This is a genomic window from Streptomyces sp. NPDC058469, assembly GCF_042721125.1.
Classification (GTDB): Bacteria; Actinomycetota; Actinomycetes; order Streptomycetales; family Streptomycetaceae; genus Streptomyces.
Genome location: NZ_JBHXME010000083.1, coordinates 19,564 through 45,577, shown reverse-complemented (window position 1 = coordinate 45,577; position 26,014 = coordinate 19,564). Strand labels below are relative to the sequence as shown.

Sequence of the window (26,014 nt, the reverse complement as noted above, 5' to 3'; positions counted from 1 at the left end):
GGGCCAGGGTGAGCTGGCGCTCCAGCAGGGCGCCCGCCTTCGCCGCGCCCACGGTGAGGCTGCCGCGCTCGGCGGTGGCCGTAGGGGATGCGGCCGGTCCGCGGGCGCCGACGGCCGTGGCGGGGGACGGGACGCCCCGGCCCGCGCCGGTGACCCGGCCGCCCACCGCCGAGGCCACCGACTGCGCGGGGAACGCCGTCGAACCCGACAGCCGGTGCAGCGCCAGCAGCAGCCGCTCCAGCCGGGCCGCGCACGCGTGCTCCAGCGCCAACGTGCCCGACAGCCACGCCAGTTCGGGGCGCATCTCCTCGGACCAGTCGGCGTCCAGCAGCGGACGGAAGGTGTGCAGGCTGCCGCTGATCCGGCGGGCCGAGTGGCGCAGGGCGCGCGCCGCGTCGACCGAGTCCTCCGTGCCGCTCTGCCCGTTGCCGGTCTCCCGGTGCAGCCGCAGGGCGCGGAGGAACTCCGTGGCCTGGGCCCTCAGGTAGCCCGCGAGGGCGTCACCTGTCACGGGCGCGGCCGCGGGATCCGTCGGGTCAAGGTGTTGCTGTGCCACGCCGGCGCCTCCGGGCGTCTATGAGCATCTCCTGGACGTTGCGCAGGGGCTGGCCCTCCGCGTCGGTCGCGTGCCGGGTCCACTCGCCGTCCGGGCCCAGGTGCCAGGAGGAGGTGGTGTCCGACATCCCGGTCTCCAGCATCCGGTTGATGGAGGCCCGGTGGGCCGGATCGGTGAGCCTGACCAGGGCCTCGATACGGCGGTCGAGGTTGCGGTGCATCATGTCGGCGCTGCCGATCCACACCTCGGGCTCGCCTCCGTTGCCGAAGGCGAAGACGCGGGAGTGTTCGAGGAAGCGGCCGAGGATGGACCGTACGCGGATGTTCTCGGACAGGCCGGGGACGCCGGGCCGGACCGCGCAGATGCCGCGGACCCACACGTCGACCGGGACGCCCGCCTGGGACGCGCGGTAGAGCGAGTCGATGATCGCCTCGTCCACCATCGAGTTGACCTTGATGCGGATGAACGCGGGGCGCCCGGCACGGTGGTGCTGGACCTCCTTGTTGATCCGGGCGATCAGGCCGTCGCGCAGGGACTTGGGGGCGACCAGCAGCCGGCGGTAGGTCTCGCGGCGCGAGTAGCCGGACAGCCGGTTGAAGAGGTCCGAGAGGTCGGCGCCGACCTGGGGGTCCGACGTCAGCAGGCCGAGGTCCTCGTAGAGGCGGGCCGTCTTCGGGTGGTAGTTGCCGGTGCCGACATGGCTGTAGCGGCGGAGCGTGTCGCCCTCCTGGCGGACGACGAGCGAGAGCTTGCAGTGGGTCTTCAGACCGACCAGGCCGTAGACGACATGGCAGCCGGCCTCCTCCAGCTTGCGCGCCCACTTGATGTTGGCGTGCTCGTCGAAGCGGGCCTTGATCTCGACCAGGACGAGGACCTGCTTGCCGGCCTCGGCCGCGTCGATCAGCGCGTCCACGATCGGTGAGTCGCCCGAGGTCCGGTACAGGGTCTGCTTGATGGCGAGGACGTCGTCGTCCTCCGCGGCCTGCTGGAGGAACGCCTGCACCGACGTGGAGAAGGAGTCGTAGGGGTGGTGCAGCAGTACGTCCCGGGTGCGCAGGGACGCGAAGATGTCCGCCGCGGACGCCGACTCGACCTCGGCGAGGTCGCGGTGGGTGCCCGCGATGAACTTCTGGTACTTCAGCTCGGGCCGGTCGAGCGAGCCGATGCGGAACAGGCCGGTCAGGTCGAGAGGACCCGGCAGCGGGTACACCTCGGCCTCGCTGATCTTCAGCTCGCGCACCAGCAGGTCGAGCACCTCGCGGTCGATGGACTCCTCGACCTCCAGGCGCACCGGCGGCCCGAAGCGGCGCCGCATGAGCTCCTTCTCCAGGGCCTGGAGCAGGTTCTCGGCGTCGTCCTCCTCTACTTCGAGATCCTCGTTGCGGGTCAGCCGGAACGCGTGGTGCTCCAGGATCTCCATGCCCGGGAAGAGTTCCTCCAGATGGGCGGCGATGACGTCCTCAAGAGGGACGTACCGGCCCGGGGAGGACTCCAGGAAGCGGGAGAGCAGCGGCGGCACCTTGACGCGCGCGAAGTGGCGGTGGCCGGTGACCGGGTTCCGTACGACGACCGCGAGGTTCAGCGAGAGCCCCGATATGTACGGGAAGGGGTGCGCGGGGTCGACGGCCAGCGGGGTCAGCACCGGGAAGATCTGGTGCCGGAACAGTGTGAAGAGGCGGGCCTGTTCCTTCTCGGTCAGCTCGTTCCAGCGGACCAGGTGGATGCCCTCCTCCGCCAGCGCGGGGGCGATGTCCTCGTGGTAGCAGGCGGCGTGCCGGGCCATCAGCTCGCGCGAGCGCGCCCAGATCATCTCCAGCACCTCGCGCGGCTGCAGGCCGGACGCGGAGCGGGTGGCGACACCGGTGGCGATACGGCGCTTCAGACCGGCCACCCGGACCATGAAGAACTCGTCCAGGTTGCTGGCGAAGATCGCGAGGAAGTTCGCCCGTTCGAGCAGGGGCGTGTTCGGGTCCTCGGCCAGCTCCAGGACCCGCTCGTTGAACGCGAGCCAGCTGCGCTCCCGGTCCAGGAAGCGGCCCTGCGGCAGCTGGGGCCCGTCGTACGGCGACTCCTCGTACTCGTCGAGGTCGGCGTCGATGTCGGGTTCCAGATCGGAGACCGCCGCCGACACGGTGTGCGGGCGGTGCGCGGCTATGGAGCCCACGGAGGGCTGCGCGTGCTGGATCGGTGCCTGGGCGTTGGGCTGGCTGCTCATGGCCCCATTCTTCCGCGCCACCGGTGATACAGGCGCGTCGGAGAGCGCAGGGGGGAGCACGAGGGCGAGATGAGCGTCCCCGTTTTCCCCGTTCACCTCGGGAGGCGGCGAAGGCTCTGGCACGACGGGCTTCATTGGCCGAGCGTCGCAAGCCCGTCTGAACCGATGGTTACGGCGACATGGCGTGCGGGATATCGGGGGGCGGCTCCCGGACGTCTACGGCACGGAAACGAACGTAACGGATGCCTGGGAGCCGCGGGGAGGGGGGAACCGGTCAGGCCGTGCGGCGGCGCAGGATGGCGAAGGCGGCGGCGAGGACGAGGGCGGTGACGGCCAGGGCGATGCCGGTCTCCACGAGCTGGAGGGGCCAGAAGTGGGAGGCGGGGTGGTACTCGCTGTAGAAGCCGGTGACGTCGTGGGCCTTCAGGCACGCCACGCTGTCGCGGCACATCGGGTCCGCGATGTGGGCGCCGGTGGAGGTGACGGCGCCCCCGTCGCCGAAGAGGACGTTGCGCGGTGTCTCGTAGTCGTTGCCGGTGCTGGTCGCCCAGGGCCACAGGTGCGGGCGGGCGAAGCCGAGGGTGGTGAGGGCGAGTGCGGTGGCGGCGAACGCGAGGCCCATCGAGGTCAGGACGCGGCGCTGGAGCAGGCCCGCGAGGGCGCCGGCGGCGAGGCCCAGCAGGGGCAGGACGATGGCGAGGGTGCCGTTGGGGGCGAAGGTCTCCTCGTTCCACCAGTTCCAGCTGACCGGCACCTGGTGGGCGTCGTACAGCAGCCGGTGCAGCAGGACGAGGACGGCGGAGCCGGCGGTGATCAGCGCGGCGGGCACGGCGAGGGTGGTGGCGAGCCAGCGGGTCGGGGAGATGCCCTGCGTCCAGGCGAGCCGTGCGGTGCCGTTCTCCGACTCGCGGCCGACGACCGCGGCCGCCAGGAGCGCGGCGAGGTACGGGATGAAGCCGATCACGAACTCGGCGCCCGCGTAGGCCAGGTGGTAGTTGGTGATCGGGGCGCTCCAGTCGCACCCGTGGACGGAGCACTTGCGCTTCCAGTCGGCCGCGGCGGCGTTCCCTCCGGGGCCGTAGGCCCACAGCAGGGCGCCGGCGGTGACGGTGAAGATCACCGCCCACATGATCAGCACACCGCGCTGCAGCCGCAGCACCGCGTGGACGGGGCCGGCCGCGCGGATGCGGGCCGTCGGGGCGGTGGCCAGGGCGGTCATACGGCGGCTCCCTTGATGTCCGTACGGCGTCCGAGCAGCGCGAACGCGGCCACTACGGCGAGTGCGGTGAGGGCGAGGAGCACGGCCGTCGCCGTGAGCTGGACCGGCCAGAAGTGGCGGTCGGGCCAGATGTTGTCCCACTTGCGGCCGAAGAAGTAGCGGGCCGCGTAGGTGATCCCGGCGGCCACCGCGAGCGCGGGCAGCGCGCGGCCGAGGGCGACTCCGGCGAGGGTGCCGACGGCCAGGGCGAAGAGGACCAGGGCCACGGACATCGGGCCGGCGGGGACGAGGACGCGGTCCCAGGACCAGTTGGTGACCAGGACGTCCTGGTCGGTGGTCCAGATCCAGGCGAAGAGCAGGGCGAGCAGCGTGGTGCCGGCGGTCAGGGGGACGGCGGCCGCGGTGAGCTTGGCGGTCAGCCAGCGGGCCGGGGTGACGGACTGGGTCCAGGCCAACCGGGCGGTGCCGGACTCCAGTTCGCGGCCGGTCAAGGCGGCGCCCGCCCAGGCCGCGACGGCTACGGAGACGTAACTGAGCACCTCGCCAAGGAAGTTCATGATGTTGTTGACGTCGGTGAGGACGAAGTACGAGGCGAAGTGGTCCTCCCGCGCGGCCGGCGCCCGAAACAGGTGCACCCACAACAGCGCGCCCACGACGAGCAGTTGGAACGCGCCCCACACGGTCAACGCCGGGCGGTGCAGGCGCAGTACGGCGCGCTGCGGTCGGGCGGTGGGGCTCATGGCAAGGGCGGTCATACGGTGGCTGCCTTACGTGCGGGCGCCGTCGGACCGGTCTGGCGCTTGAGGAGTCGGAACGCGGCCACGGTGAGGGCGGCGGTGACGGCGAGGATGATCGCGGTCGCAGTCAACTGGAGGGGCCAGTAGTGGGATTGGGGGTGGTAGTCGTTGTAGTAGCTGACGGCGTCGAGCTTGGCGTAGCCGGTCCGGCACGGCTCGTACGTGCTGCTTCCGCACACGTGGCCGGAGATGTGCTTGCCGGTGGAGGTGACCAGGCCCTGGTTGACGACGATGCCGGAGCCGGCCGGGACGTTGTTCTTGAGGCTGCTGAGCTTGGTGACGGTGGGCCAGAGGTGGGGCGTGGCGATGGCCATGAGGCTCCACAGCAACCCCGTGCCGCACAGCGAACCGACCAGTGAGCCGAGGGAGTTGCGCTTGAGCAGGCCGAAGAAGGCGCCGATCACCAGGGCGGCCAGGGCCATGGCGGCGGTGGCCGTGCCGTTGGCGGCGTAGGTGCCGATGTCGTACCAGCTCTTGGCGGTGTCGATCCGGCCCTGGCCCGTCGACCAGGCCCAGTGGTGGAGGCCGACGAGCAGCCCGGAGCCGACGGCGATCAGGACGGCCGGGACGGCGAGCTTGGCGGCGAGCCAGCGGGCCGGGGAGACCGACTGGGTCCAGGCCAACTGCGCGGTGCCGTTCTCCAGTTCGCGACTGGTCAGCGTGGCGCCGGACCAGGCGGCGACCAGGAAGGGGACGGCGGCGACGGCGATGGTCGTGTAGGTGTACCAGTCCTTGTAGCGGCCGATCGCGCTCACGTCGTGCGCGCAGCTCTCCACCTTGCAGGCGTTGTACTGCCGCCAGGCCTCGGCCGACGCGTCGGTGAGCGGGCCGCCGAGCCAGAGGAGGAGGCCGGCGACGACGATCGCGAGTGCCGCCCAGACCAGCAGGGCCGGGCGGTGCAGGCGGAGCAGCCAGCGGAGCAGGTGCGGCGGTGATCCGTTCCGGCGACCGGTGACCGGCGGTGTGGCGAGGGCGGTCATACGGCGGTCTCCGGGGTGTTGGGGGTGGGTGGTTGCTGGAGGCTGGGGGCGAATCTAACCACTGTCATAGCGCATGAATGGTTAGAAGAGACCCCAGCCTCCAGAAGGTGCAGGGTCGGGAGCGGGGAGGGGCGGGCGGTCACGCGATGGTCTCCGGGGTCGTGGTGCTGGAGGCCTCGGGGTTGCGCAGGTAGGAGAGGACCAGCTCCTCCAGGGAGGGCTTGCTGATGTGCCAGTCGGTGTCGAGTGGGGCCAACGGGCGGAGCAGCGCGGTGAGCTGGCGGCCGGTGGTGCGGGACTCGACGACCGGGTGCGGGGCGAGGACCGTCTGTGCGGGCGCGGACACCCGGACGTGTGCGGCGAGCAGGTCGTCGATCTCACCGGCGAGGCGGACCCGGCCGCCGCCGATCAGCAGCAAGTGGTCGCAGGAGTCCTCCAGTTCGGCCACCACGTGCGAGGACATCACGATCGTGGTGCCGGACTCGGCGGCCTGCGCCATGAGGATGCCCATCATCTCGTGCCGGGCCAGCGGGTCCAGGTCGGCCATCGGCTCGTCCAGGAGCAGCAGTTCGGGCCGCTTGGCCAGCGCGAGGGCGAGCGCGACGCGGGTGCACTGACCGCCGGAGAGCGTGCGGATGCGGGACTTCGGGTTCAAGTCCCCGTCGGCTACGACGCGTTGGGCGACGGAGGCGTCCCAGCGGTCGGTGTTCAGGTCGGCGCCCATGCGCAGCGTCTCGGCGACGGTGAGCTGCGGATAGAGGGGCTTGTCCTGCGCGACGTAGGCGACCCGCTCGCGGGCCGCGCCCGGCGTGGTGCCCAGGACGGATATCGCGCCCTCGGTGGGGGCGAGCAGTCCGGCGGCCAGGGCGAGGAGCGTGGACTTGCCCGCGCCGTTCGGCCCCACGACCGCGCAGACGCGTCCGGCGGGCAGCCGGAAGGCGCAGTCCCGCAGGGCCCACCCTCCCCGCCGGCCGAACCGCTTGCCGAGAGCGGCGGCCTCTATCGCGGCGGTGCCTGTCATCAGTCTTCTCCTTGGAAGTGCTTTTCGAGTACGGCGGTGAAGAGCGCGGCGACGTCGTCCCGGCCTAATCCGGCGGACCGGGCCCGCTCGGCCCACGCGTCGAGTTCGGTGCGCAGGGGCGAGTCCGCGGGGGTGGTGCTCAGCCCGCGGCGGACGAAGGTGCCGATGCCGCGGCGGGCCTCGACCAGTCCCTCGCGCTCCAGCTCGCGGTAGGCCTTAAGGACGGTGTTCGGGTTGATCGCGGTGGCCTCGACGACCTCGCGGGCCGTGGGCAGCTTGTCGCCCGGCTCCAGCATTCCCAGGTGCAGCGCCTGCTTGGTCTGCTGGACGATCTGTACATAGGTGGCCACGCCGCTGTGCCGGTCGATGCGGTACTCGACCACTGGGTTCCACCACCCTTTCACTAATTGAGTAGTGAAAGGGTGGTGCAAGATGGCTGAGAAAGTCAAGACAGATCCACCTGCCGGTCCGTGAACCGATCGGCGGGGCTCGTGCGATGAGGAGACGTGAGCGATACGGGAAGCGACGGGGAGCTGCTGCGGGCCATCGCGGCGGACGGCGACCGGCGCGCGTTCGAGGAGCTGTACCGGCGGTACGCGCCGTGGCTGACCGCGCGGCTGCGCGGCCGGTGCGCCGACGCCGGGATGGTCGACGACGTCGTACAGGAGACGTTTCTCGCGGTGTGGCGGGGCAGTGCGCGCTACCGGGAGGACGGGGATGTGGCCGGGTGGCTGTGGCGGATCGGGTCGCGGCGGCTGATCGACGTGCTGCGCGGCGACGGGGCGCGCGGCCGGCTGCGGCAGGCGCTGGCGCGGCTGCGGCACCGGGACGAGGCGTCGGCGGAGGAGCGCGTGCTCGCGGGGGTGGAGCACGGGGACCTCGCCGGCGCGCTGGTCCGGCTCTCGCCGGAGTTGCGGGCGGTCCTCCAGGCCACCGTGATCGACGGGCTGACCACCCGGGAGGCGGCCGTGCTGCTGGGCATCCCGGCCGGCACGGTCAAGACACGGGCCATGCGGGCCCGTAAGCAACTGCGGGAGGAGCTGGCATGACCTGGCATGTGGCCGAAGACGACGTACGCGCCTATGCGCGGGGCGAGTTGGCACCGCCCATGCTCTGGTCCGCCGACACCCACATCGCGAACTGTGCCGAGTGCCGAGCCCTGCTGGCGGAGGTCACCGACCCGGTGGCACTGGACACGGGCTGGGAACGGCTCGACGCCGAACTCGACGCGCCCAAAAGGGGGTTGGTGGAGTCACTGCTCGTGCGGATCGGCGTCGCCGACCACACGGCACGGCTGCTCGCGGCGACACCGGTGCTGCGCCGCTCATGGCTGAGCGCGGTGGCCCTGCTGCTCGTGATGACGGTCCTGGTGACCGACGCGTCGGACGTCGCGTCGCCCAACGTCTTCCTCGCCCTCGCCCCGCTGCTGCCGCTCGCGGGAGTGGCGATGGCGTACGGCCCGGTGCTCGACCCGACCTACGAGATGACCGTCGTGGCGCCGATGCACGGCTTCAAGCTCCTGATGATCCGCACGACCGCCGTACTGGTGGCGGGACTTGGCCTCAACGGCCTCGCGACCCTGGCCCTGCCCGGATACGGCCTCGCCGCCCTGGCCTGGCTGCTGCCCGCGCTCGCCCTCACCTCGACGAGCCTCGCGCTGACCCCGCGACTCGGCCCGGTCCTCGCCCCCGGCACGGTCGGCGCGGCCTGGACCGCCCTGCTGCTGGTGGCCCACGGGCGGGCGACGCACGGCGGCACGCTCGCCCCGTTCACCGCGACCGGCCAGACGGTGGCCGCAGCGGTGGCGGTCCTCGCCGCGGGCCTCCTCTACCTGGCCCGCGACCGCTTCGACACGAGGACCGCGACCTTCCGCCACACGGCGTGACGGCGTTCGCGCACTTTCTTCTCTTCTCTACGACTCTCTACGACTCTCTACGACTTCTTCCTGACTGGAGTACGTCATGACCACCACCGTCTCCGCGGCCGGGCTCAGCCTGCGCTACGGCCTGACGACCGCCCTCGACGACGTGTCGCTGCGGCTCACCGAAGGCGTCACCGGCCTGCTGGGCCCCAACGGGGCGGGAAAGACAACCCTGTTGAGGGTGCTGGCCACCGCGGTCCCCGCCGACGAGGGCGCCTTCACCGTCCTCGGCCACGACCCCCGCACGCCCGCCGGCCGCCAGGAGACCCGGCGCGTGCTCGGCTATCTCCCGCAGACGCCGGGCTTCCACCCCGACTTCTCGGCCTTCGACTTCGTCGACTACGTCGCGATCCTCAAGGAGTTGACCGACCGCACCGCCCGGCACAACGAGGTACGGCGGGTACTCGCCGAGGTCGATCTGTCGGATGTACGCGGCAAGCGCATCAAGAAGCTGTCCGGCGGTATGCGCCAGCGGGTCGCGCTCGCGGCGGCGCTGGTGGGCGACCCGGGCTTCCTGGTCCTGGACGAGCCGACGGTCGGCCTGGACCCCGAACAGCGCATGCGCTTCAGGGAGTTGATCGCCCGCGCGGGGGAGGGGCGAACGGTTCTCCTGTCCACCCACCAGACCGAGGACGTGGCGATGCTCTGCCACCGCGTCGTCGTCATGGCCGCCGGCCGCGTCCGCTTCGACGGCACCCCGGCCGAACTCACCGCACGGGCCGCGGGCCGCGTGTGGAGCAGCTCGGAACGGGACCCCGACGCTAAGGCGGGCTGGCGCACCGGCCTCGGCGTCTTCCGCAACGTGGGCGACCCGCCGGCCGGCGCCGAACTCGTCGAACCCACCCTGGAGGACGGCTACTTGCTCACCCTCGACGGCATGCACGCGGAGGCGACGGCATGAGCACCGTACTGACCCGGACCCCCGCCGAGACACGCACGGCATCCGCCCGCCAGTCATGGTCGGCGATCTTCGCCCTGGCCCGCTTCGAGTCACGCAAACTCCTGCTCCGCATCCCGGTGCTGTTCATGCTGGCGGCCTACGTCGCCTGGATCGTGTGGCGTACCAAGGGCGCCTGGTACGGCTATCCGGCCCTCCAGGACGTCGACCGCGCCACCCAGACGGGCCCGCTGCTGGTCGGCTTCGCGGTCCTGCTCTGCGTCAACCAGGCCGTACTGCGCTCCCAACGGCACGACACCGAGCGGCTGTTCGGGGTCCTGGTCCTCGAACCGTGGCGCCGTACGGCAGCCCACGCGCTGTCGATCCTGCCGGTGACCGGACTCGTCGCGCTGGGCGTGGCGGCCCAGTTCGGCTGGCAGGCGGTCAAGTCGACGGCGGTGGGCAACGGTTCGGTGGGCGAGCTGCTGGTGGGCCCCCTGTGCGTGCTGCTCTGCGGGGCGATCGGCCTGCTGATGGCGAGGCTGGTGCCGAAGCCGTTCGCGATCCCGGTGGCCGCGGTCCTGCTCCTCGTGTTCTCCGTCCTCGTGCCGGTCTCGTTCGGCGGCGACGGTGCCACGGCCTGGCTGACCCCGGTCGTCGGCGTGGCCAGCACCAAGACGATCCCCTCCGACCTGATCGGCCGCCCGGCCGCCTCGCACTCCCTGTACCTGACGGGCCTGGTCCTGGCCCTCGCCCTGCTCGCGGTGCTGATCAGCAAGGGCCGCACGAAGACGGCGACGGCGGTACTGGCGGGCTCGCTGGCCGGCGCGGTCGCCCTGGGCGTGGTCGGCGGAATCGGCCAGGCGGCCGGCGTCTCGTCGGAGACGGTCGCGGCCCGCACCCAAGCCACCCTCACTCCACAGAAGGTCGAGTCCTGCGTCCGGCACGGCCGCTCGACGTACTGCGCGTTCCCCGAGTGGGCGCCCAGGACGGAGACATGGGCCGACGTCACGGACCACGTCCAGTCCCTCGCGGGCGGCACCGCACAGACACAGAAGCTGCTCGTACGGCAACGGGTCGAGGCCCGCTACGGCATGGAGGGCGACGGCGCGATCGACCCGTCCACCGCACCGAACCAGGTGACCGTCCGCACGATGTGGGGCGGACCCCGGACACCGGAGTTCTCCGCCGCGGTCGCCTCCGTCCTGGTCCTCGGGAACGAGAAGGCCGGCGGTGACGTGTGCGACGGCCGCATGGTCACCATCATGTGGCTGGCCCTGGGCTGGACGTCCGACCCGGTCTCCGAGCTCCGCGCGGTCCGCCTGGACGACAGCGTGACCGGCTCCGCCTCCGTCCTGTCGCCGACCAACGGAATGACCATGACGGCCGGACAGACCAGCGTCGTAAGGGAGTTGCTCGCGGCGGGCCCGTCCACGGTCACCCCGAAGGTGAAGGCGCACTGGGCGGAACTGACTTCCCCGAAGGTGACGACGGCACGGGTGGCCGAGCTGCTGGGCGTCAAGGGTCCCGGTGGGGCTGACAAGTGCGAGTGATGACGAGGGGGAGGGAAGAGAGGGAGGAGGCCGAGCGGATGGGCGGAACGACGAAGCGCGGGGGCGCCCAACTCCCTTCTACGGCAAGGGTGTTGGCGCAGCTGATCCGACCCGTCCTACGCGCCCTGCCGGTACGGGCGCTGGGCGCGACCGGCGCGGTGGCCCTGCTGATCGCGGCCCTGCCCCGACTCCTCTCGGACGAACCGGACCAGTGGTCCGCGCTCATCGCGCTGCGCGCCGCCGCGCTCACCTTCGCCCTGGGTCTGGCCTTCGTCCTGGACGACCCGACCCGCGACCTGACGTCCTCGGTACCGACCCGCCGCATCCTCCGCACGACCCTGCGGGTGGCACTGGTGGCCCCGTTCGCGGTCCTGTGGTGGACGGCGGCGGTCCTGCTGATCCCGTCTGAGGCCCGCCCTCCGGTGGGCGACATGACCCTGGAGGCGGCAGCGGCGGCGACCCTCTCCCTCGCGGCGGCCGCAACGGCCCTCCGCTTCACGGACGAGCCGGAACCGGGCCAACGGGTGGCCGCCGGTTTCCTGGTCATCGCCCTGGTGTCCCCCCTGGCACTGCCCGACGACTGGGGGATGTACGTCTCCCCGGCGGAGAAGCAGTGGGGTGTGGGGCATGACCACTGGGCGATGGTGTTGGCGGGAGCGGGGCTGGTGTGGGCGGCGTGCGGACCAGAACCGGTGAGGAGGAGGTTGTTGGGGCGGAGGACGAGGGTTACTTCTTGACCAGGGCAGGCAAAACTCAGCCCGTCCGGCGTTTGAGGACGAGGCCCCTTCAGGGCCGATGGGGGTCTGGGGGCGCAGCCCCCAGGACCTCAGCGTCCCGACCCGCGCCTCAGCGTCCCGACCCGCGCCTCATGACCCCGAGCCGCTCCTCACGACTCCGACCGGTACATCAGGTCCGTCTCATACGTCGTGAACCCCAGCCGCTCATACACGGACACCGCCGCCTTGTTGTCCGCGTCGACGTACAGCATCGCCGTAGGCAATCCCTGCGCGGCCAGATGCCGTAGACCGATCGTCGTCAGCGCCTTGCCCAGCCCCCCACCCTGCGCACCCGGCAACACCCCCACCACATACACCTCACCCAACCGCTCCTCCCCGTGGACCTTGGTCCAGTGGAAGCCGACGAGTTCGTCACCCCGCTCGGCCAGGAAGAAGCCCTCGGGGTCGAACCACGACTCGGACTTACGGTCGTCCAGGTCCCGCTGGGTGAGGGAACCCTGCTCGGGGTGGTGGGCGAAGGCCGCGGCGTTGACGGCGAGCCACGCCGCGTCGTCAACACCGGGCACGAAAGTCCGTACCGTCACACCCTCGGAGAGAACCGGCTCCGGCAGCTCCAGGTCGGTCAACGGCCGCCGCAGCTGCCGGAGTTCACGGAACATCGTGAGCCCGAGAACCTGCGCGAGATGACGCGCGGCGGCATGCCCACCGTGCGCCCACACCCGCAGCCGCTTCCCCGACGCGGCCAGCAGCGCGGCGCCGAGCGCCCGCCCGTGCCCGTGCCCCCGGTGCGAGGGATGGACGACGAGTTCGGCGGCCGGCGCCTCCACCGGATCGGTGTCCTCCAACTGCGCGTACCCCACGAGTTCGTCGCCCAGGGTCAGCAGCAGATGCGAGACCCCGGCCCGCTCACCCCCGCGGATCCGCAACCGCCCCTGCTCGGACACCGCCGGCTGCCCGTCGGTCCTGGCGGCCTCGGCGATCAGCGCGAGGACGGCCTCGCCCTGGTCCGGTGAGAGCGCGGAGTAGGTCTCGATGGAACGGGAGCCGGGCGCGGGCCGTACGGTGTCGTCGCTGGTCATGGGTATGAGGGTAAGCCGATCCCCCAGCAAAGTGGCGGCAAAGAAGAAACCAGGATGTAACCAAGAACCCCCTGCCGCGCTACGCGCGTTGACCCTAGGCTGCGCCGGAACGTGGTGACCTTCTCAGCCGACACACAGGGGGGCTCATGCCAGCCACAACCCAGCCGCACCGCCCGCGCGGACGCCGTACCGCCGCACTCCTCGCCGCCACCGTGAGCCTCGCCACGGCGGGTGCGTTGGCCGCCGCGCTGCCCGCCGACGCCCACGGCAACCCCGGCGGCCACGGGCACAAGCCCAGCCGCTACCAGGACGTACAACTCCTCTCCTTCAACGACCTGCACGGCAACCTGGAGCCGCCGTCCGGTTCCTCCGGCCGGGTCAGCGAACTCCAGGCGGACGGCACGACGAAGACGATCGACGCGGGCGGCGTCGAGTACCTCGCGACGCATCTGCGGGACGCCCGCAAGGGCAACGCGTACTCGATCACCGCGGCCGGCGGCGACATGGTCGGCGCCTCCCCGCTGATCTCGGGCCTGTTCCACGACGAGCCGACCATCGAGGCCCTCAACAAGCTCGACCTGGACGTCACTTCGGTCGGCAACCACGAGTTCGACGAGGGCGCCAAGGAGCTGGCGCGGCTCCAGAACGGCGGCTGCCACCCCACCGACGGCTGCTACACGGACAAGAAGTTCCAAGGCGCCGACTTCCCCTACCTCGCGGCCAACGTCCTCGGCGAGAAGACCAACAAGCCGATCCTGAAGCCCTATTGGGTGTGGAAGAAGAAGGACGTCAAGATCGGCTTCATCGGCGTCACCCTGGAGGGCACCCCGGGCATCGTCTCCGCGGACGGCGTCAAGGGCCTGAAGTTCAAGGACGAGGTCGAGACGATCAACAAGTACGCCAAGGAGCTGCAGAAGCAGGGCGTGCAGTCGATCGTCGCGCTGATCCACGAGGGCGGCTTCCCGGCCTCCGCGTCGTACAACTACGACTGCGACGCGTCCGGTTCGGGCTCCGGCATCTCCGGCCCGATCGTCGACATCGCGAAGAACGTCACCCCGGCGGTCGACGCCCTCGTCACCGGCCACACCCACAACGCGTACGTCTGCACGATCGACGACCCAAGTGGCAAGCCCCGTATGGTCACTTCGGCGTCCTCCTTCGGCCGCCTCTACACGGACACCACGCTGACGTACGACCGCAGGACCCACGACATCGCCCGTACGGCGGTCACCTCGGCGAACCACGTGGTCACCCGGACCGTGCCCAAGGCCGCCGACATGACCTCCCTGATCGGCAAGTGGAACACCCTCGCCGCTCCCATCGGCAACCGCGCGATCGGTTACATCTCCGGTGACGTCAACAGCACCGGCACCGAGTCCCCGATGGGCGACCTCATCGCGGATGCCCAACTCGCGTACGGCAAGAAGCTGGACCCGGAGACCGACCTCGCGCTGATGAACCCGGGCGGGGTGCGCGGCGGGCTCACCTACACGGCCTCGGGTGCCGAGGGCGACGGCGTGGTGACGTACGCCGAGGGCTTCACGGTGCAGCCGTTCGCGAACACGGTGAACCTCCAGGACTTCACGGGTGCCCAGGTGATCCAGGCGCTCAAGGAACAGGTGAGCGGCACGAACACGGCGGCGCCGAAGGTGCTCCAGGTGTCGTCCGGGCTGACGTACACGCTGGACCTGACGAAGACGGGCGCGGACCGGGTGGTCACCGACTCCATCCGCCTCAACGGCGGGGCGATCGACCCGGCAGCCACGTACCGCGTCGCGACGAACAGCTTCCTCGCGGGCGGCGGTGACGGCTTCACGACGCTGGGACAGGGCACCGGCGACCTGGTCGGCACGGACGACCTGACCGCGTTGGCGGACTACCTGACGGCGAACTCGTCGGCGGCGACCCCGCTCGTGCCTCCGGCGGCGAACCGGATCACGGTCGTGCAGTAGATCTTTCCCGCTCAGGGGCTCGGTGCCGTAGGTCGGCGCCGAGCCCCTTTCCGTTTTCCCGTTCTAAATTCTGTGTAAGGCCGGGTTCAGTTCCGCAAATTCCATAAGAGTGTTCCACAGGGATTGCTCAGGAAGGTCTAAGGCGAAAAGGCTTTTCCTGCGTCAGGAGTCCAGTAGTGTTTTCCATGTCGAAAGCGAACGGCGCAAACGACAAGAAGACGAAGGAGAGCACGATGAGCTTCCACAAGATCGCCCCGGTGAAGAAGAGCCACAAGCCCGCCCCGGCGCCCAAGAAGGCCCCGAAGAAGGCTGCTCCGGCCCCGAAGCGTCGTCCGGTCGGCCACAAGTAAGCCGCAGGACCGGCCGCAGGGCCAGCCGCAGTAAACCGCAGATAAGAATTCCCAGGGAGGGAAATTAATCATGAGCTTCAACAAGATTCACCCCATCAAGCAGACCCGCAAGCCCGCCCCGGCCCCCAAGAAGCCGGCGCCGAAGAAGCCCGCCCCGAAGCGTCGCCCGGTCGCCCACAAGGGCTGACAGAGAATTTACAGACGTAATTCAGAAGTAGTTCAAAGGCAATTGCAGCAGATCGGTAGAGGAACTGTTGCAGAACCGCAGCAGAGCCGGCAGCAGCCGCGACGGAGAGGGACACAGGCATGAGCTTCCACAAGATCGCCCCGGTGAAGAAGGCCCACGAGCCCGCCCCTGCCCCGAAGAAGAAGCCTTCGAAGAAGCCGGCGGCGGCCCCGAAGCGCCGCCCCGTGGGGCACAAGTAAGCCCCCGGTCCGGCCGTAGAAGACCCGCAGCACCCGCAGCACCACCTCGTATCAAGCCGCAGCTGAGCGGCACTCCCAGGGAGGGAACCCACCATGAGCTTCCACAAGATCGCCCCGGTCAAGAAGACCCGCAAGCCCGCCCCGGCGCCCAAGAAGGCCCCGAAGAAGGCTGCTCCGGCCCCGAAGCGTCGTCCGGTCGGTCACAAGTAAGCCGCCGGTCCGGCCGTAGAAGACCCGCAGCACCCGTAGCACCCGCAGCACCACCCGCAGTACCCCACAACTCGCCGCATCAGCGCGGCACTTACCGGGAGGGACCCCGTCATGAGCTTCCACAAGATCGTCCCCGTCAAGAAGTCCCGCAAGCCCGCCCCGGCGCCCAAGAAGCCCGCGCCGAAGAAGCACGCCCCGAAGCGCCCGGTCGCCCACAAGGGCTGATCCCGCGCACCGTGAGGCGGGGCCACCGGTTAGCGAGCGAACTCGCTCCGGTGGCCCCGCCTCGGCCACGTCCAGGCCATGGACTCACCTCGGCCGTCTACTGAACTCGACCTGCTCTGAAGGGAGTTGTTGACCATGAGGGAAGCCCGCGAGGCCTTCCGCCGTTTCTGGCCGCTGACCCGCGGTGACCGCAAGTGGCTCGCGGTGATCATCGCGTGCGTCGTGGCGTCGGCGCTCTCCGAGACCGCCGCGATCCTGCTGTTCGCGGACCTCACCGACAACGCCCTCAAGTCCGGTTCGCTGTCCGACTTCTGGGGCCCGGCCACGGCCTGGCTCGGCGTCGCCGCAGTGGGCGCGCTCGTCGGCTACTTCGGCAACTCCCTCGCCACCTGGACCGCGGAGAGATTCGTCCTGCGCCTGCGCGCGAACGTCTTCCGCCACGTCCAGGACCTCCCGCCCCACTTCTTCCAGAAGCACCGCCAGGGCGACCTCGTCGAACGCCTCACCGGAGACGTCGAGGCCATCGAGCAGATGGTCGTGTCCGGCGTGGTCGGCACCATCTCGGCAGCGTTTTCAGCCGTGTTCTACGCCTGCGCAGCCCTGTACCTCCGCTGGGACCTGGCCCTGGCCACCTTCGTCCTCGCCCCCCTCTTCCTCCTCGCCGCCCGCCGCTTCTCGGGCCGCATCAAGCAGGCCTCGCAGGACGAGCGGGTCGCCGACGGCGCGATCACCTCGGTGGTGGAGGAGTCCCTGGGCAACGTCGTGCTGACCCAGGCGTACAACCGCCGCCGGGACGAGGAGAAGCGCCTCGACGTAGAAGCCCGCGCGTGGATGAAGGCATCGGTCCGCGGTGCCCGGCTCAGCGAGATGTACGAGCAGTTCGTGGAGGTCGTCGAGACCCTCTGCGTCCTGTCGGTGATCGGCCTCGGGGTGTGGGAGATCTCCGCCGACCGCATGACCCTCGGCGCGCTCCTGGCCTTCGCGGCCTTCATCGGCTACCTGTACCCGCCCGTCCGCAACCTCGGCCAACTCGGCCTCACCCTCACCGCTGCCACGGCCGGCGCCGCCCGCATCAACGAGATCCTGGACGCCACCCCGTCCGTCGGCGACCCCCGCGAACCCGTCCCCGCCTGGCCGGTCCACGGCTGGGTCAGCTTCCACGGCGTGACCTTCGCCTACCCCGGCGCGACCCGTGACTCGGTCAACGACGTCACCTTCAGGGCGAACCCGGGCGAGCTGGTGATCATCACGGGCGAGAGCGGAGCGGGCAAGTCGACCCTGTCCAAACTCCTCACCCGCTTCTACGATCCCTCGGCGGGCGTGATCTGCCTGGACGGCGTCCCCCTCCGCGACGTACCCCTCGAATTCCTGCGGGAGAACGTGGCGTTGCTGCCCCAGCAGACCCTCATCCTCAACGGCACGGTCCGCGAGAACATCGAGTGCGGCCGCCCCGGCGCGACGGACGAGGACATCGAACGGGCCGCGCGATCGGCAGCAGCCCACGACTTCATCGCATCCCTTCCCCAGGGCTACGACACTCAGATCGCCCCCGGCACCGCGGCACTCTCCGGCGGCCAGCTCCAACGGATCGCGATCGCAAGGGCGATGCTCCGCGAGGCCCCGGTCCTGGTCCTGGACGAACCGACCGCCGGCCTCGACTCGGTGGCCGCCCGCCAGGTGATCCAGCCCCTCCGCCGCCTGATGTCCGGCCGTACGACCATCATGATCACCCACGACCTGAGTCTCGCCCCCGACGCGGACCGCATCATCGTCGTGGAGGGCGGACGGCTGGTGGAGACGGGAACGCACGCGGAGTTGGTGGCAAGGCGCGGCGCGTACGCCCGCCTGGCGGGCCCGTTGCCCGAAATGGCCATAGAGGGACGGCGGTTGGACGACACGATGGTCCTTCGCCAGGTCCCGCCGCAGGCGCCGGACGAGACGATGATCCTGAGGCTGCCCCTCAAGTAGGGATCAGCTGGAGGGAGTCGCCCGGAGGCTGTACCCGAGCCCCCGCACGGTGTGGATGAGCCGCGGTTCGCCGCGGCTCTCCAGTTTCCGGCGCAGGTACATGACGTACACGTCGAGGGTGTTGGACGCGGGCTCGAAGTCGAAGCCCCACACGTGCCGGTGGATCTGGGACCGGGTGAGCGCGGCACCCGGATGCCTCAACAGGTACTCCAGCAACAGGAATTCGGTCCTGGTGAGATCGAGCGGCCGGCCGCCACGGGTGACGGTACGGGTACGCAGGTCCAGGACGAGATCCTGGAAGACGAGCCGTTCGAGCTCGGGCAACACGTTGACCGCCGAGGCGTGTTGGGTACTGCGACGCAGCAACGCCCGTACGCGGGCGAGGAGTTCCTCCACGGCGAACGGTTTGCTCAGGTAGTCGTCGGCACCGTTGTCGAGGGCGACGATCCGGTCGCCGACTGCGTCCCGCCCGGTGATCATCAGGATCGGCACAGTGGACCCGGAGGCCCGGATGCGCCGCGTGGCGGCGAGCCCGTCCAGCTCGGGCATGGTGACGTCCATCAGCACGAGGTCCGGCGCGGCGGCATCGTCCGGCACGCCGAGGGACAGGCCGAGAGATACGCCGAGGAGATCGAGCGCGGTACGCCCGTCCCCGGCGAGGACGGTCTCGTACCCCTCGAATCTGAGCAGCCGCCCGAGCCCTTCCCGTACGTCCACGTCGTCGTCGGCCAGCAGAATCTTCCGCGCCATCTCAACACGGTGTGACGGGGGGCTGTGCTGGGGCTGGCAGAGAGTTAGTAGGGGGCTATGCGTGGGCTGGGGCTCGGGTGCTGCGCCAGTGGAAGAAGGCGGCGAGGAGGGCGTACGCGGTGAGGGGGACGCAGAGGAGCAGGAGGAAGGGGTGGGGATCGGCGTCGGTGAACACCTCCCACAGCAGATACGCAAAGGCGGCGAAGAAGACGATCACGGTCCCGGGCACCGCTCGCAGCCGGGCCTTGCGCTGCGCGGCCCGCTCGCGGATGCGCACCTCGACCGCCGGGCGCCGCTCCCAGGTCATGCCCCGGTGCCGGGCGTTCGCGGTGTGCAGGTCGGCGACCTCGGCCCAGAGGTCCGGGAGCTGCCAGTCGTCGACGTAGGGGAGGCGTGCCCTGCGGCCGTCGTTGTCGTAGAGGTAGGTCAACGACCTGGGGTCGGCGCTGCGTTGGCCCGGGTTGGCTTCGACGCGGAGATCGTAGATGTCGTGCCAGGCCCACCTGCGCACTCGGAAGGCTCCGCGGGTGGTGACGCCGTCGGCCCCCACGGTGGTGCGCCCCCGCCGCACGGCGAGAATCGCCCAGACACCCAGCATCGCCATGAGCACAACCGCGAGCAGCCTGTACCGGGCGGGGACACTGTCGGGCCGCGCCATCTGCAGGACGAAGTTCCCTTGGACGATCCACAGGCCGACGAGCCGTCGCCGGGACGCCTTCCTCTGCCTGCTGTACTCCCGCTCGACCCCACGCCCGTCGTCGCGGTCGTCCTCGCCGTCCCCGCCCATCGTCCCTCCCCAGAGCCTGTGTCGGGGACGATCTTAAGGTCGGGAGCTGTGCTTCACAGGGGCACCGGCACCGGCACCGGCCGGTTCGCGGGAGCTACGTCAGGAACACGAACGCCGCGAACAGGGCTACGACGGCTGCGATGCACACCACGCCCCAGACTTTGCGGTCCCGCGTACGCCGCCGTATCCGGTCCTCCACCTCGGGTCGCAACTCCCAGGCCATGCCCCGGTGCTGCGCGGATGCGGCACGCAGGTCGGCGAGTTCGGCGTGGAAGTCGGGGAGTTGCCAGTCGTCGAAGTAGGGGAGGCGCATTCTGCGGCCGTCGCTGCCGTAGGCGAAGGTCGTCCACTCGGCGTTCTCAAAAGGCCCGTTCGGATTCAGCTCGGCCCGGATGTCGTAGACGTCGTGCCAGGTCCGGTCGGCCGTCCGCAGCGCTTCGCGGCCGGTGATCCCCTGGGCGCCGACGATCGTGCGCCCTCGTCGGCGGTAGAGCAGATCCAGCACGATCCTGACCAGCACGACCACCAGCAGCGCGATCTCGTACCGGCGCCGGGAGGAGACATATGGGTTCGCGGTGGCCTGAAGGATGAGGATGCCCCCGATGAACACATTCAGGGCCAGCTGCCACCAGGGGACGGAGAAGGTTCTTCGCCGGCCGTACTCCCGCTCGATGCCGCGTTCGTGCACGTCCTGGCCCATGACAACTCCCCCGTGTAGGACGGGTCGATGGTAGGCCGGAGAACTGGGGGTGTCAGGAGACGGAGGGGGTCGGCCGTGGTCTCGCGGATCGGCTTCTCCACGCGGACGGGGACGATGAAGGGACCCGAGGTCAATGGACGAGACGGGTTCGGTGTCACCGTTCGCACTCCGGGATGCGTTCGCCTCGGCTGACGGCGATGCGGAGGACGTCGCCGAGGGATTCGGATGCCCTGGTGAGTGCGAACCGTACGGCCCGTTCGCCGGCCTTCGGGTCGGCGAGTACGGCCTTGGCTCCGGCCAACACCTGTTCCCCGGAGTCGAGTTGGGCCGACTCGATGTCATCGGCGAGGAGGGAGAGGCGGCTGTCGTGGCTGCCGGCGCTGAGGTAACAGGGCTTGCCGTCGGGGGTGGTCCAGGGCAGCAACCGCAGTTCGTCGCGCGTGGTGTTGGGGACGCTCATGTTGTTGGGGATGCTCATGCCCGCACCACCACTCCGTGGATACGGCGGGGCCCGACGTCGATGCCGTGCACGGCGAGCCAGAGGGCGCGTCGCCGCCGGCGTTGAAGTCGCCGTTTGCGCCGAGCGCGGCGCTGCGAGGGAAGCAGGGCGTGCACGAGTGCCATCAGCAGTAACTCCCAGATTCCTACGACGCGTTCACTCATTCCGTGGCGCTCCTCTGTCCTGCCGGGGTCCTGACGAGCGGTGATTACCGTTCGTGCCTCGATGGTCACCGGTGCGGCGTACGCTGCGGAAGAGGGTTGGCGTTGTCTGCGGGCCCAGGCAACGGGGAGGGGTGAAGTGACCGAACAGGTTGCCGCGGAGGGCGAGTCGGGGCGCGCGGTACTGGGACGGACGCTCCGGTATCTGCGGGAGAAGGCGGGGAAGTCCCTCGGGCAACTGGCCGAGGACACCGGCTACGACAAGAGCTACCTGAGCCGGCTGGAGTCGGGGGAGCGGCTGTCCAAGGTGACGGTCATGGAGGACCTGGACGTCTATTACGAGGCCGGTGAGCTGCTGGTCAGCCACTGGAAGGCGGCTCGGCTCGACGCGTTCAAGGACCAGTACAAGCGGTTCATGGAGTTGGAGGCGACGGCGCGGGTGATGAGGGTGTTTACACCTGCGGTGCCGGGTCTCCTGCAGACAGAGGACTTCGCTCGCGAGGTGTTGTCTGGGAGCCAGACAACAGCAGACGCCGATGAAATGGTCGAGGAACAGGTGGCGGCACGGCTGGGACGGCAGTACGTGCTACGCCAGAAACCCGCACCCGATGTCCGGATCATCATGGACGAGGTGGCGTTCAGGCGGCCCGCTGCCCGTCCTGAGACGTGGGGCGACCAACTGCTTCAGATCGAGGCCGTCGCGATGCTGCCCAACGTGACTCTCCAAGTGCTCCCGTTCTCGGCGGGTGTTCATCACCACATGACAGGGTCGCTGACGCTCCTCTGGCAGACGAACGGAAGCGCTGTTGCCTACAAAGAAGGCAACGGTTGCAGTCAGTTGGACGACGATCCGGACGATGTCCTGCGACGCCGACTGTCCTACGATCGTCTTCGCGACCTGGCACTGCCCCCGCTGGACTCGCTGGCGTTCATCCGGGCCGTACTGAAGGAGCACCGACGTCATGACGCACACCCCTGACCTCAGTACCGCTGCTTGGCGCAAGTCGAGCTATAGCGAGGGGGGAGCCAACGACTGCGTCGAGGTCGCCGACGGCTACACCGGTCTCGTGCCCGTCCGGGACAGCAAGACCCCGTCGGGCCGCCCGCTGGTGTTCTCGGCCGGCTCCTGGCTCACGTTCGTGGAGTCGGTCCGCGGCCAGGGGGGCGCGTGAAATCCACCCCCGACCTCAGCACAGCCGCCTGGCGCAAGTCGAGCTACAGCCAAGGTGGAGCCAACGACTGCGTCGAGGTCGCCGACGGCTACACCGGTCTCGTGCCCGTCCGGGACAGCAAGACCCCGTCGGGCCGCCCGCTGGTCTTCTCGGCCGGGTCCTGGCTCACGTTCGTGGAGTCGGTCCGAGGCCAGGAGGGCGCATGAAATCCACCCTGGGCCTCAGCGCCGCTGCTTGGCGCAAGTCGTCCTACAGCGACGGGGGTGGCACGAACTGCGTCGAGGTCGCCGACGGCTACACCGGCCTCGTCCCCGTCCGGGACAGCAAGACCTCATCGAGCCGCCCGCTGGTGTTCTCGGCCGGGTCCTGGCTGGCGTTCGTGGAGCTGGTCAAGGGGTGGTGAGGGAGAACGCCGACGGGTGAGCCTGGGGGAGAACGGGGCCCGGAGCTGCTATGCCAGGACTATGGTGGGGCCATGGCGGAGAACACGACCATCCAGGTGTCCCGACAGGCCCGGGACCATCTCGCCCAGGTGGCCAAGGACCGAGGCGTGACCTTGGGGCAACTCGTCGAGCAACTGGCCGCCGAGCAGCCGACGGCTGAGCAGATCGCGGAGCGGGTGGCCGCCACGCGCAAGGTGCTGCGTGAGCGCATGGGCTGCACGCTCAGCGACGAGGACTTCGACAACGGACCGGATGTCCTGGCCAACATCTACGCGATGGCCGCCGAGAAGATGCGTTCTTCCCGGAAGCGATCCGCGTGATCCTTCTCGACACCAGCGCGACCCTCGCACTCGCCCACGGGCACGAGGCCCTGCACCGACTGGCGGACAACGTCGCGCGCACTCCTGGTGACTTGCTCCACATTCCCGCTCTCTGTCTCATGCGCGCCGAGGAGAGTGACGAGGGTGTCGGAACCCGGCTCCTCGCGTTGCCGGGGATTCACATCGACCCCCTCGGCCAGACAGCGGCCGTGACGGTGGGCGGCATGGTGCGTGATGGATGGGGAGGCTCGGATACCTGCCAGGTCATCTACGTGGCCACACCGCACCTGGAGTCGGGTGGCATGTCCATCATCCTGACTGGCCGCGAGGAGGACTACCCGCCGGGCTTCCTGGCAGTCGACATCGACTCCCCCGGAATGCTCGGCTTCCGCTGAGGCCGAATGCGACGGGCGGATCTCCGTTCCCGGCGCTGACCCCTCCCCCGCGAAGTGTGACACTTCCCGCCGAAGTGTCACACTTTTCAGCTCGCCTACTGGGGGGCGGAGCCTTCCGGCGGCGGAGCCGTGGGCGTCCCCGGAATCCGTACCGTCGCCACCGTCCCCCCACCCGGCGCGTGCGCCAGGGTCACCTCGCCGCCGGCCTGCTCGACCGTGCGGGCGACGATGGACAGGCCCAGGCCGGAACCGGGGAGGGCGCGGGCTGACGGCGAACGCCAGAACCGGTCGAAGACGTGCGGGAGTTCATCGGCGGGGATGCCGGGACCGTGGTCCCGGACGGTGAGGACACCGTGCGTGAGCTGCACCTCGACCGTGCCGCCCTCGGGGCTGAACTTCACCGCGTTGTCGAGGATGTTGACGACCGCGCGTTCCAAGGCAGACGGCTCCGACTGCACGAACCACGGCTGTACGTCCGCCGTGATCGTCAACTCCGGTCCGCGCAGGCGGGCTCGGCGCAGGGCCGCTTCGACGGTGTCCTGGAGCGAGACCACCTGGACGCGCTCACCCCGCTGGCCCTCCGAGCGGGACAACTCCTGCAAGTCGCCGATCAGGGACGCCAGTTCGGTCATCTGCGCCTTCACCGAGGCGAGCAGCGCCTTGCGGTCCGCCGGGGGGATCGGGCGGCCGGTCTCCTCGCTGCGGGTGAGGAGTTCGACGTTCGTACGGAGGGAGGTGAGGGGGGTACGGAGTTCGTGACCGGCGTCCGCGATGAGTTGCTGTTGCAGCTCGCGGGAGTTGGCGAGGGAGGTCGTCATCGAGTTGAACGAGCGGGAGAGACGGGCGATCTCGTCGTCACTGTCCTCGTCCACGGGGATGCGGATCGCCAAGTCCTCGGTGCGGGCGACGTGTTCTACGGCTTCGGTGAGCTTGTCGACGGGTCGGAGGCCGGCGCGGGCGACCGCCAGACCGGCGGCTCCAGCGCCGATGACTCCGACGCCGGACACGAGGAGGAGGATCAGCGCGAGGTCGTTGAGGGTGTTCTGGGTGCTCTTGAGGGGAACCGCGATGACCAGCCCGACGTTGGGGCCGACCTGGCCGCCGACGGTGGTGGCGCCCAGCGGTTTGACCACGACGCGCACCTCGGTGCCGTCCCCGTCGGTGCCGTTGCGGAAGTAGAGCTTGGTGGTGTCCCCGGTCTTGATCTCGTCCTTGTCGCTCTGGCTGACCTTGACCTTGCCGCTGGAGCCCTGGAGGACGCAGATGGTTCCGTCCTCCTTGACCACCTGTGAATAGTTGTTCCGGAACAGGGAGTCGCCACCCTGCGTGGTCTCGGTGCAGTCGTTGAGCGCGACGAGGATCTGGTCCCCAGGCGCTCGCATTCCCCTTGTCAGGTCGGCGTTCAACTGCTCGTACAACTTCCCCTGCACGATGAACCAACAGGTCACCGATACCGCCGCCACCCCGAACGCCACCGCCGCCGCGACCAGCATCGCCAGCCGTGACCGGATCGGCAGTGTCCGGAACCGGTGCAGGAACCGGTTGAGGACGTTCTTCACTCCGCCCCACCCTGTCGAAGGACATACCCCACGCCCCGAACCGTGTGCACAAGCCGAGGCTCGCCCCCGGCCTCCGTCTTGCGGCGCAGGTACATCACATACACATCAAGGGAGTTGGACGACGGCTCGAAGTCGAAGCCCCACACCGCCTTCAGGATCTGCTCGCGGGTCAGGACCTGGCGGGGATGCGCCAGGAACATCTCCAACAACGTGAACTCGGTGCGGGTCAGCTCGACTTGGCGTCCGTTCCGGGTGACCTCGCGGGTCGCGAGGTCCATGCGGAGGTCGGCGAAGGTCAGGGAGTCGTCCTCGGGGGCGTTCCCGGCCGCGGCCGCCGCCGCGTAGGAGCTGCGGCGCAGCAACGCCCGTACCCGCGCGAAGAGTTCGTCGAGTTCGAAGGGCTTGACCAGGTAGTCGTCCGCGCCCGCGTCGAGGCCGGTGACCCGGTCGCCGACCGTGTCGCGGGCCGTGAGCATCAGGATCGGGGTCGTCGTGCCGGCACCCCGCATCCGGCGGGCCGCCGTCAGGCCGTCCATGCGCGGCATCTGGATGTCGAGGACGACCAGGTCGGGCTGGTACGCGGTCGCCTTCTCCAGCGCGTCCGCGCCGTCGACGGCGACCTCGGTGTCGTACCCCTCGAACGCGAGGCTGCGCTGGAGTGCTTCGCGCACCGCCGGCTCGTCGTCGACGATCAGGATGCGCTGGGTGTCACGGTCGCCTTCGGCGGGGCTCATGGGCTGGATTCCTCGGGTGCGGTGGGACGGGGGGACAACGATCGGCTGGTCGCAATCAGCCTCGCATGTTTCCCGGCCGGTGCGTGAAGAGGGGAGGAAGTGAGAAAAAGGGTGAGATCGGCCTCGCCTCGAAGTGAGACTCCTGGCGAGATCTCCTGGCGAGATCAGCCTCGCATCGTCTGGAGGCGGTTCAGCGGCACCTTGCGGTGGTGCGTGCGGGCCGCGCTGGTGCGCAGGCCCATCAGCTCGGGGACGGGCGCCACTTCCGGCGCCCGCGCCGCCGGCGCGTGCAGTTCGTACGCCACCCCGAGGGCCAGGCCGAGACCGGCCGCTCCGGTGTCGGTCACCGTGTGCGAAACCTGCTTGATCATGACGTACTCCCTACGTGGACTTGGTTCGTGTGGCGCG

The 26,014-nt window shown here is 69.9% G+C and carries 29 protein-coding genes; 13 read left to right on the top strand and 16 right to left on the bottom strand.

Features of this window, described 5'->3' with window-relative positions:
• The 7 genes from ACFWP5_RS30315 to ACFWP5_RS30285 form a co-directional block, all read right to left on the bottom strand.
• On the bottom strand, positions 1-556 hold a 556-nt coding region (locus tag ACFWP5_RS30315), incomplete at its 3' end, for a CHAD domain-containing protein (protein ID WP_384163409.1).
• Positions 537-2,906 carry an RNA degradosome polyphosphate kinase gene (locus ACFWP5_RS30310; RefSeq protein ID WP_384163406.1) on the bottom strand — a complete coding sequence of 790 codons (2,370 nt, stop codon included), beginning with the start codon at positions 2,904-2,906 and terminating at the stop codon, positions 537-539. The genes ACFWP5_RS30315 and ACFWP5_RS30310, both read right to left, overlap by 20 nt.
• A gap of 139 nt (positions 2,907-3,045) precedes the next feature.
• On the bottom strand, positions 3,046-3,990 hold the full coding sequence (locus tag ACFWP5_RS30305; RefSeq protein WP_384163403.1) for a hypothetical protein: 945 nt from the start codon (positions 3,988-3,990) through the stop codon (positions 3,046-3,048).
• Positions 3,987-4,745 (bottom strand): hypothetical protein, encoded by a 759-nt coding sequence (locus ACFWP5_RS30300; RefSeq protein WP_384163400.1) that lies wholly within the window; start codon positions 4,743-4,745, stop codon positions 3,987-3,989. Before ACFWP5_RS30300 ends, ACFWP5_RS30305 begins: the two co-directional genes overlap by 4 nt.
• On the bottom strand, positions 4,742-5,767 hold the full coding sequence (locus tag ACFWP5_RS30295; protein ID WP_384163397.1) for an ABC transporter permease: 1,026 nt from the start codon (positions 5,765-5,767) through the stop codon (positions 4,742-4,744). The genes ACFWP5_RS30300 and ACFWP5_RS30295 overlap by 4 nt, the downstream gene beginning before the upstream one ends.
• Before the next feature lie 139 nt (positions 5,768-5,906).
• Positions 5,907-6,788, bottom strand: a complete 882-nt coding sequence (locus tag ACFWP5_RS30290) for an ABC transporter ATP-binding protein (protein WP_384163394.1) — start codon at positions 6,786-6,788, stop codon at positions 5,907-5,909.
• Positions 6,788-7,171 carry a GntR family transcriptional regulator gene (locus ACFWP5_RS30285; protein ID WP_384163391.1) on the bottom strand — a complete coding sequence of 128 codons (384 nt, stop codon included), beginning with the start codon at positions 7,169-7,171 and terminating at the stop codon, positions 6,788-6,790. The genes ACFWP5_RS30290 and ACFWP5_RS30285 overlap by 1 nt, the downstream gene beginning before the upstream one ends.
• A gap of 123 nt (positions 7,172-7,294) precedes the next feature.
• Here ACFWP5_RS30285 and ACFWP5_RS30280 point away from each other — a divergent pair, with 123 nt between their 5' ends.
• The 5 genes from ACFWP5_RS30280 to ACFWP5_RS30260 all read left to right on the top strand — a co-directional run bounded on the left by ACFWP5_RS30280 (position 7,295) and on the right by ACFWP5_RS30260 (position 11,876).
• Positions 7,295-7,837, top strand: coding sequence for an RNA polymerase sigma factor (locus tag ACFWP5_RS30280; RefSeq protein ID WP_327403021.1), 543 nt, complete (start codon positions 7,295-7,297; stop codon positions 7,835-7,837).
• Positions 7,834-8,673, top strand: coding sequence for a zf-HC2 domain-containing protein (locus tag ACFWP5_RS30275; protein WP_384163388.1), 840 nt, complete (start codon positions 7,834-7,836; stop codon positions 8,671-8,673). The genes ACFWP5_RS30280 and ACFWP5_RS30275 overlap by 4 nt, the downstream gene beginning before the upstream one ends.
• A gap of 76 nt (positions 8,674-8,749) precedes the next feature.
• Positions 8,750-9,610 (top strand): ABC transporter ATP-binding protein, encoded by an 861-nt coding sequence (locus ACFWP5_RS30270; RefSeq protein ID WP_384163385.1) that lies wholly within the window; start codon positions 8,750-8,752, stop codon positions 9,608-9,610.
• Positions 9,607-11,139: an ABC transporter permease gene (locus ACFWP5_RS30265; protein WP_384163383.1), complete on the top strand. Its 1,533-nt coding sequence runs from the start codon at positions 9,607-9,609 to the stop codon at positions 11,137-11,139. The genes ACFWP5_RS30270 and ACFWP5_RS30265 overlap by 4 nt, the downstream gene beginning before the upstream one ends.
• A 38-nt stretch (positions 11,140-11,177) precedes the next feature.
• Positions 11,178-11,876, top strand: a complete 699-nt coding sequence (locus ACFWP5_RS30260; RefSeq protein WP_384163380.1) for an ABC transporter — start codon at positions 11,178-11,180, stop codon at positions 11,874-11,876.
• Positions 11,877-12,025: 149 nt separating this feature from the next.
• Here the strand turns inward: ACFWP5_RS30260 and mshD are convergent, their stop codons facing one another.
• Positions 12,026-12,955, bottom strand: coding sequence for a mycothiol synthase (gene mshD, locus ACFWP5_RS30255; protein WP_384163377.1), 930 nt, complete (start codon positions 12,953-12,955; stop codon positions 12,026-12,028).
• A gap of 146 nt (positions 12,956-13,101) precedes the next feature.
• Here mshD and ACFWP5_RS30250 point away from each other — a divergent pair, with 146 nt between their 5' ends.
• Together ACFWP5_RS30250 and ACFWP5_RS30245 are read left to right on the top strand one after the other, a co-directional pair.
• Entirely contained in the window at positions 13,102-14,907 is a 1,806-nt protein-coding gene (locus ACFWP5_RS30250) for a bifunctional metallophosphatase/5'-nucleotidase (RefSeq protein ID WP_384163374.1), read from the top strand.
• 1,346 nt (positions 14,908-16,253) lie between these two features.
• Positions 16,254-18,086: an ABC transporter ATP-binding protein gene (locus tag ACFWP5_RS30245; protein ID WP_384163371.1), complete on the top strand. Its 1,833-nt coding sequence runs from the start codon at positions 16,254-16,256 to the stop codon at positions 18,084-18,086.
• A gap of 3 nt (positions 18,087-18,089) precedes the next feature.
• Here ACFWP5_RS30245 and ACFWP5_RS30240 read toward each other — a convergent pair whose 3' ends face one another.
• From ACFWP5_RS30240 to ACFWP5_RS30220, 5 genes are all read right to left on the bottom strand, one after another.
• A complete protein-coding gene (locus ACFWP5_RS30240) occupies positions 18,090-18,836 on the bottom strand; it encodes a response regulator transcription factor (RefSeq protein WP_384163368.1) in 747 nt (248 codons plus the stop codon).
• Positions 18,837-18,891: 55 nt separating this feature from the next.
• Positions 18,892-19,623 carry a PH domain-containing protein gene (locus tag ACFWP5_RS30235; RefSeq protein ID WP_384163365.1) on the bottom strand — a complete coding sequence of 244 codons (732 nt, stop codon included), beginning with the start codon at positions 19,621-19,623 and terminating at the stop codon, positions 18,892-18,894.
• Positions 19,624-19,717: 94 nt separating this feature from the next.
• Positions 19,718-20,323, bottom strand: coding sequence for a hypothetical protein (locus ACFWP5_RS30230; RefSeq protein WP_384163362.1), 606 nt, complete (start codon positions 20,321-20,323; stop codon positions 19,718-19,720).
• A 154-nt stretch (positions 20,324-20,477) separates the two neighbouring features.
• Positions 20,478-20,801, bottom strand: a complete 324-nt coding sequence (locus ACFWP5_RS30225; protein WP_384163359.1) for a hypothetical protein — start codon at positions 20,799-20,801, stop codon at positions 20,478-20,480.
• Entirely contained in the window at positions 20,798-20,986 is a 189-nt protein-coding gene (locus ACFWP5_RS30220) for a hypothetical protein (RefSeq protein ID WP_384163356.1), read from the bottom strand. The genes ACFWP5_RS30225 and ACFWP5_RS30220 overlap by 4 nt, the downstream gene beginning before the upstream one ends.
• A gap of 136 nt (positions 20,987-21,122) precedes the next feature.
• Here ACFWP5_RS30220 and ACFWP5_RS30215 point away from each other — a divergent pair, with 136 nt between their 5' ends.
• The 6 genes from ACFWP5_RS30215 (at position 21,123) to ACFWP5_RS30190 (ending at position 23,313) form a co-directional block, all read left to right on the top strand.
• Entirely contained in the window at positions 21,123-21,962 is an 840-nt protein-coding gene (locus ACFWP5_RS30215) for a helix-turn-helix domain-containing protein (protein WP_384163353.1), read from the top strand.
• Positions 21,946-22,155 (top strand): DUF397 domain-containing protein, encoded by a 210-nt coding sequence (locus tag ACFWP5_RS30210; RefSeq protein ID WP_384163351.1) that lies wholly within the window; start codon positions 21,946-21,948, stop codon positions 22,153-22,155. Before ACFWP5_RS30215 ends, ACFWP5_RS30210 begins: the two co-directional genes overlap by 17 nt.
• A complete protein-coding gene (locus ACFWP5_RS30205; protein ID WP_384163348.1) occupies positions 22,152-22,361 on the top strand; it encodes a DUF397 domain-containing protein in 210 nt (69 codons plus the stop codon). The genes ACFWP5_RS30210 and ACFWP5_RS30205 overlap by 4 nt, the downstream gene beginning before the upstream one ends.
• Positions 22,358-22,558 carry a DUF397 domain-containing protein gene (locus ACFWP5_RS30200; RefSeq protein WP_384163345.1) on the top strand — a complete coding sequence of 67 codons (201 nt, stop codon included), beginning with the start codon at positions 22,358-22,360 and terminating at the stop codon, positions 22,556-22,558. The genes ACFWP5_RS30205 and ACFWP5_RS30200 overlap by 4 nt, the downstream gene beginning before the upstream one ends.
• A gap of 72 nt (positions 22,559-22,630) precedes the next feature.
• A complete protein-coding gene (locus ACFWP5_RS30195) occupies positions 22,631-22,918 on the top strand; it encodes a hypothetical protein (protein ID WP_384163343.1) in 288 nt (95 codons plus the stop codon).
• The gene (locus tag ACFWP5_RS30190) at positions 22,915-23,313 is read left to right on the top strand and encodes a hypothetical protein (RefSeq protein WP_384163340.1); all 399 of its coding nucleotides are present in this window, start codon (positions 22,915-22,917) and stop codon (positions 23,311-23,313) included. The genes ACFWP5_RS30195 and ACFWP5_RS30190 overlap by 4 nt, the downstream gene beginning before the upstream one ends.
• A gap of 95 nt (positions 23,314-23,408) precedes the next feature.
• On the opposite strand, the gene ACFWP5_RS30185 is transcribed toward ACFWP5_RS30190, so the two are convergent.
• From ACFWP5_RS30185 to ACFWP5_RS30175, 3 genes are all read right to left on the bottom strand, one after another.
• Complete coding sequence (locus tag ACFWP5_RS30185) at positions 23,409-24,806, bottom strand: sensor histidine kinase (RefSeq protein WP_384163412.1); 1,398 nt, start codon at positions 24,804-24,806, stop codon at positions 23,409-23,411.
• A 62-nt stretch (positions 24,807-24,868) separates the two neighbouring features.
• Positions 24,869-25,606, bottom strand: a complete 738-nt coding sequence (locus tag ACFWP5_RS30180; protein WP_019064547.1) for a response regulator transcription factor — start codon at positions 25,604-25,606, stop codon at positions 24,869-24,871.
• Positions 25,607-25,770: 164 nt separating this feature from the next.
• Positions 25,771-25,977, bottom strand: a complete 207-nt coding sequence (locus tag ACFWP5_RS30175) for a hypothetical protein (protein ID WP_366093107.1) — start codon at positions 25,975-25,977, stop codon at positions 25,771-25,773.
• Positions 25,978-26,014 lie beyond the last annotated feature (37 nt).

Coding starts and splice junctions, on each gene's coding strand:
- ACFWP5_RS30310 (WP_384163406.1), bottom strand. CDS start 2,906: ATGAAGCCCGTCGTGCCAGAGCCTTCGCCGCCTCCCGAGGTGAACGGG.
- ACFWP5_RS30305 (WP_384163403.1), bottom strand. CDS start 3,990: ATGACCGCCCTGGCCACCGCCCCGACGGCCCGCATCCGCGCGGCCGGC.
- ACFWP5_RS30300 (WP_384163400.1), bottom strand. CDS start 4,745: ATGACCGCCCTTGCCATGAGCCCCACCGCCCGACCGCAGCGCGCCGTA.
- ACFWP5_RS30295 (WP_384163397.1), bottom strand. CDS start 5,767: ATGACCGCCCTCGCCACACCGCCGGTCACCGGTCGCCGGAACGGATCA.
- ACFWP5_RS30290 (WP_384163394.1), bottom strand. CDS start 6,788: ATGACAGGCACCGCCGCGATAGAGGCCGCCGCTCTCGGCAAGCGGTTC.
- ACFWP5_RS30275 (WP_384163388.1), top strand. CDS start 7,834: ATGACCTGGCATGTGGCCGAAGACGACGTACGCGCCTATGCGCGGGGC.
- ACFWP5_RS30270 (WP_384163385.1), top strand. CDS start 8,750: ATGACCACCACCGTCTCCGCGGCCGGGCTCAGCCTGCGCTACGGCCTG.
- ACFWP5_RS30265 (WP_384163383.1), top strand. CDS start 9,607: ATGAGCACCGTACTGACCCGGACCCCCGCCGAGACACGCACGGCATCC.
- ACFWP5_RS30260 (WP_384163380.1), top strand. CDS start 11,178: ATGGGCGGAACGACGAAGCGCGGGGGCGCCCAACTCCCTTCTACGGCA.
- mshD (WP_384163377.1), bottom strand. CDS start 12,955: ATGACCAGCGACGACACCGTACGGCCCGCGCCCGGCTCCCGTTCCATC.
- ACFWP5_RS30250 (WP_384163374.1), top strand. CDS start 13,102: ATGCCAGCCACAACCCAGCCGCACCGCCCGCGCGGACGCCGTACCGCC.
- ACFWP5_RS30245 (WP_384163371.1), top strand. CDS start 16,254: ATGAGGGAAGCCCGCGAGGCCTTCCGCCGTTTCTGGCCGCTGACCCGC.
- ACFWP5_RS30240 (WP_384163368.1), bottom strand. CDS start 18,836: ATGGCGCGGAAGATTCTGCTGGCCGACGACGACGTGGACGTACGGGAA.
- ACFWP5_RS30235 (WP_384163365.1), bottom strand. CDS start 19,623: ATGGGCGGGGACGGCGAGGACGACCGCGACGACGGGCGTGGGGTCGAG.
- ACFWP5_RS30230 (WP_384163362.1), bottom strand. CDS start 20,323: ATGGGCCAGGACGTGCACGAACGCGGCATCGAGCGGGAGTACGGCCGG.
- ACFWP5_RS30225 (WP_384163359.1), bottom strand. CDS start 20,801: ATGAGCATCCCCAACAACATGAGCGTCCCCAACACCACGCGCGACGAA.
- ACFWP5_RS30220 (WP_384163356.1), bottom strand. CDS start 20,986: ATGAGTGAACGCGTCGTAGGAATCTGGGAGTTACTGCTGATGGCACTC.
- ACFWP5_RS30210 (WP_384163351.1), top strand. CDS start 21,946: ATGACGCACACCCCTGACCTCAGTACCGCTGCTTGGCGCAAGTCGAGC.
- ACFWP5_RS30200 (WP_384163345.1), top strand. CDS start 22,358: ATGAAATCCACCCTGGGCCTCAGCGCCGCTGCTTGGCGCAAGTCGTCC.
- ACFWP5_RS30195 (WP_384163343.1), top strand. CDS start 22,631: ATGGCGGAGAACACGACCATCCAGGTGTCCCGACAGGCCCGGGACCAT.
- ACFWP5_RS30185 (WP_384163412.1), bottom strand. CDS start 24,806: ATGCTGGTCGCGGCGGCGGTGGCGTTCGGGGTGGCGGCGGTATCGGTG.
- ACFWP5_RS30180 (WP_019064547.1), bottom strand. CDS start 25,606: ATGAGCCCCGCCGAAGGCGACCGTGACACCCAGCGCATCCTGATCGTC.
- ACFWP5_RS30175 (WP_366093107.1), bottom strand. CDS start 25,977: ATGATCAAGCAGGTTTCGCACACGGTGACCGACACCGGAGCGGCCGGT.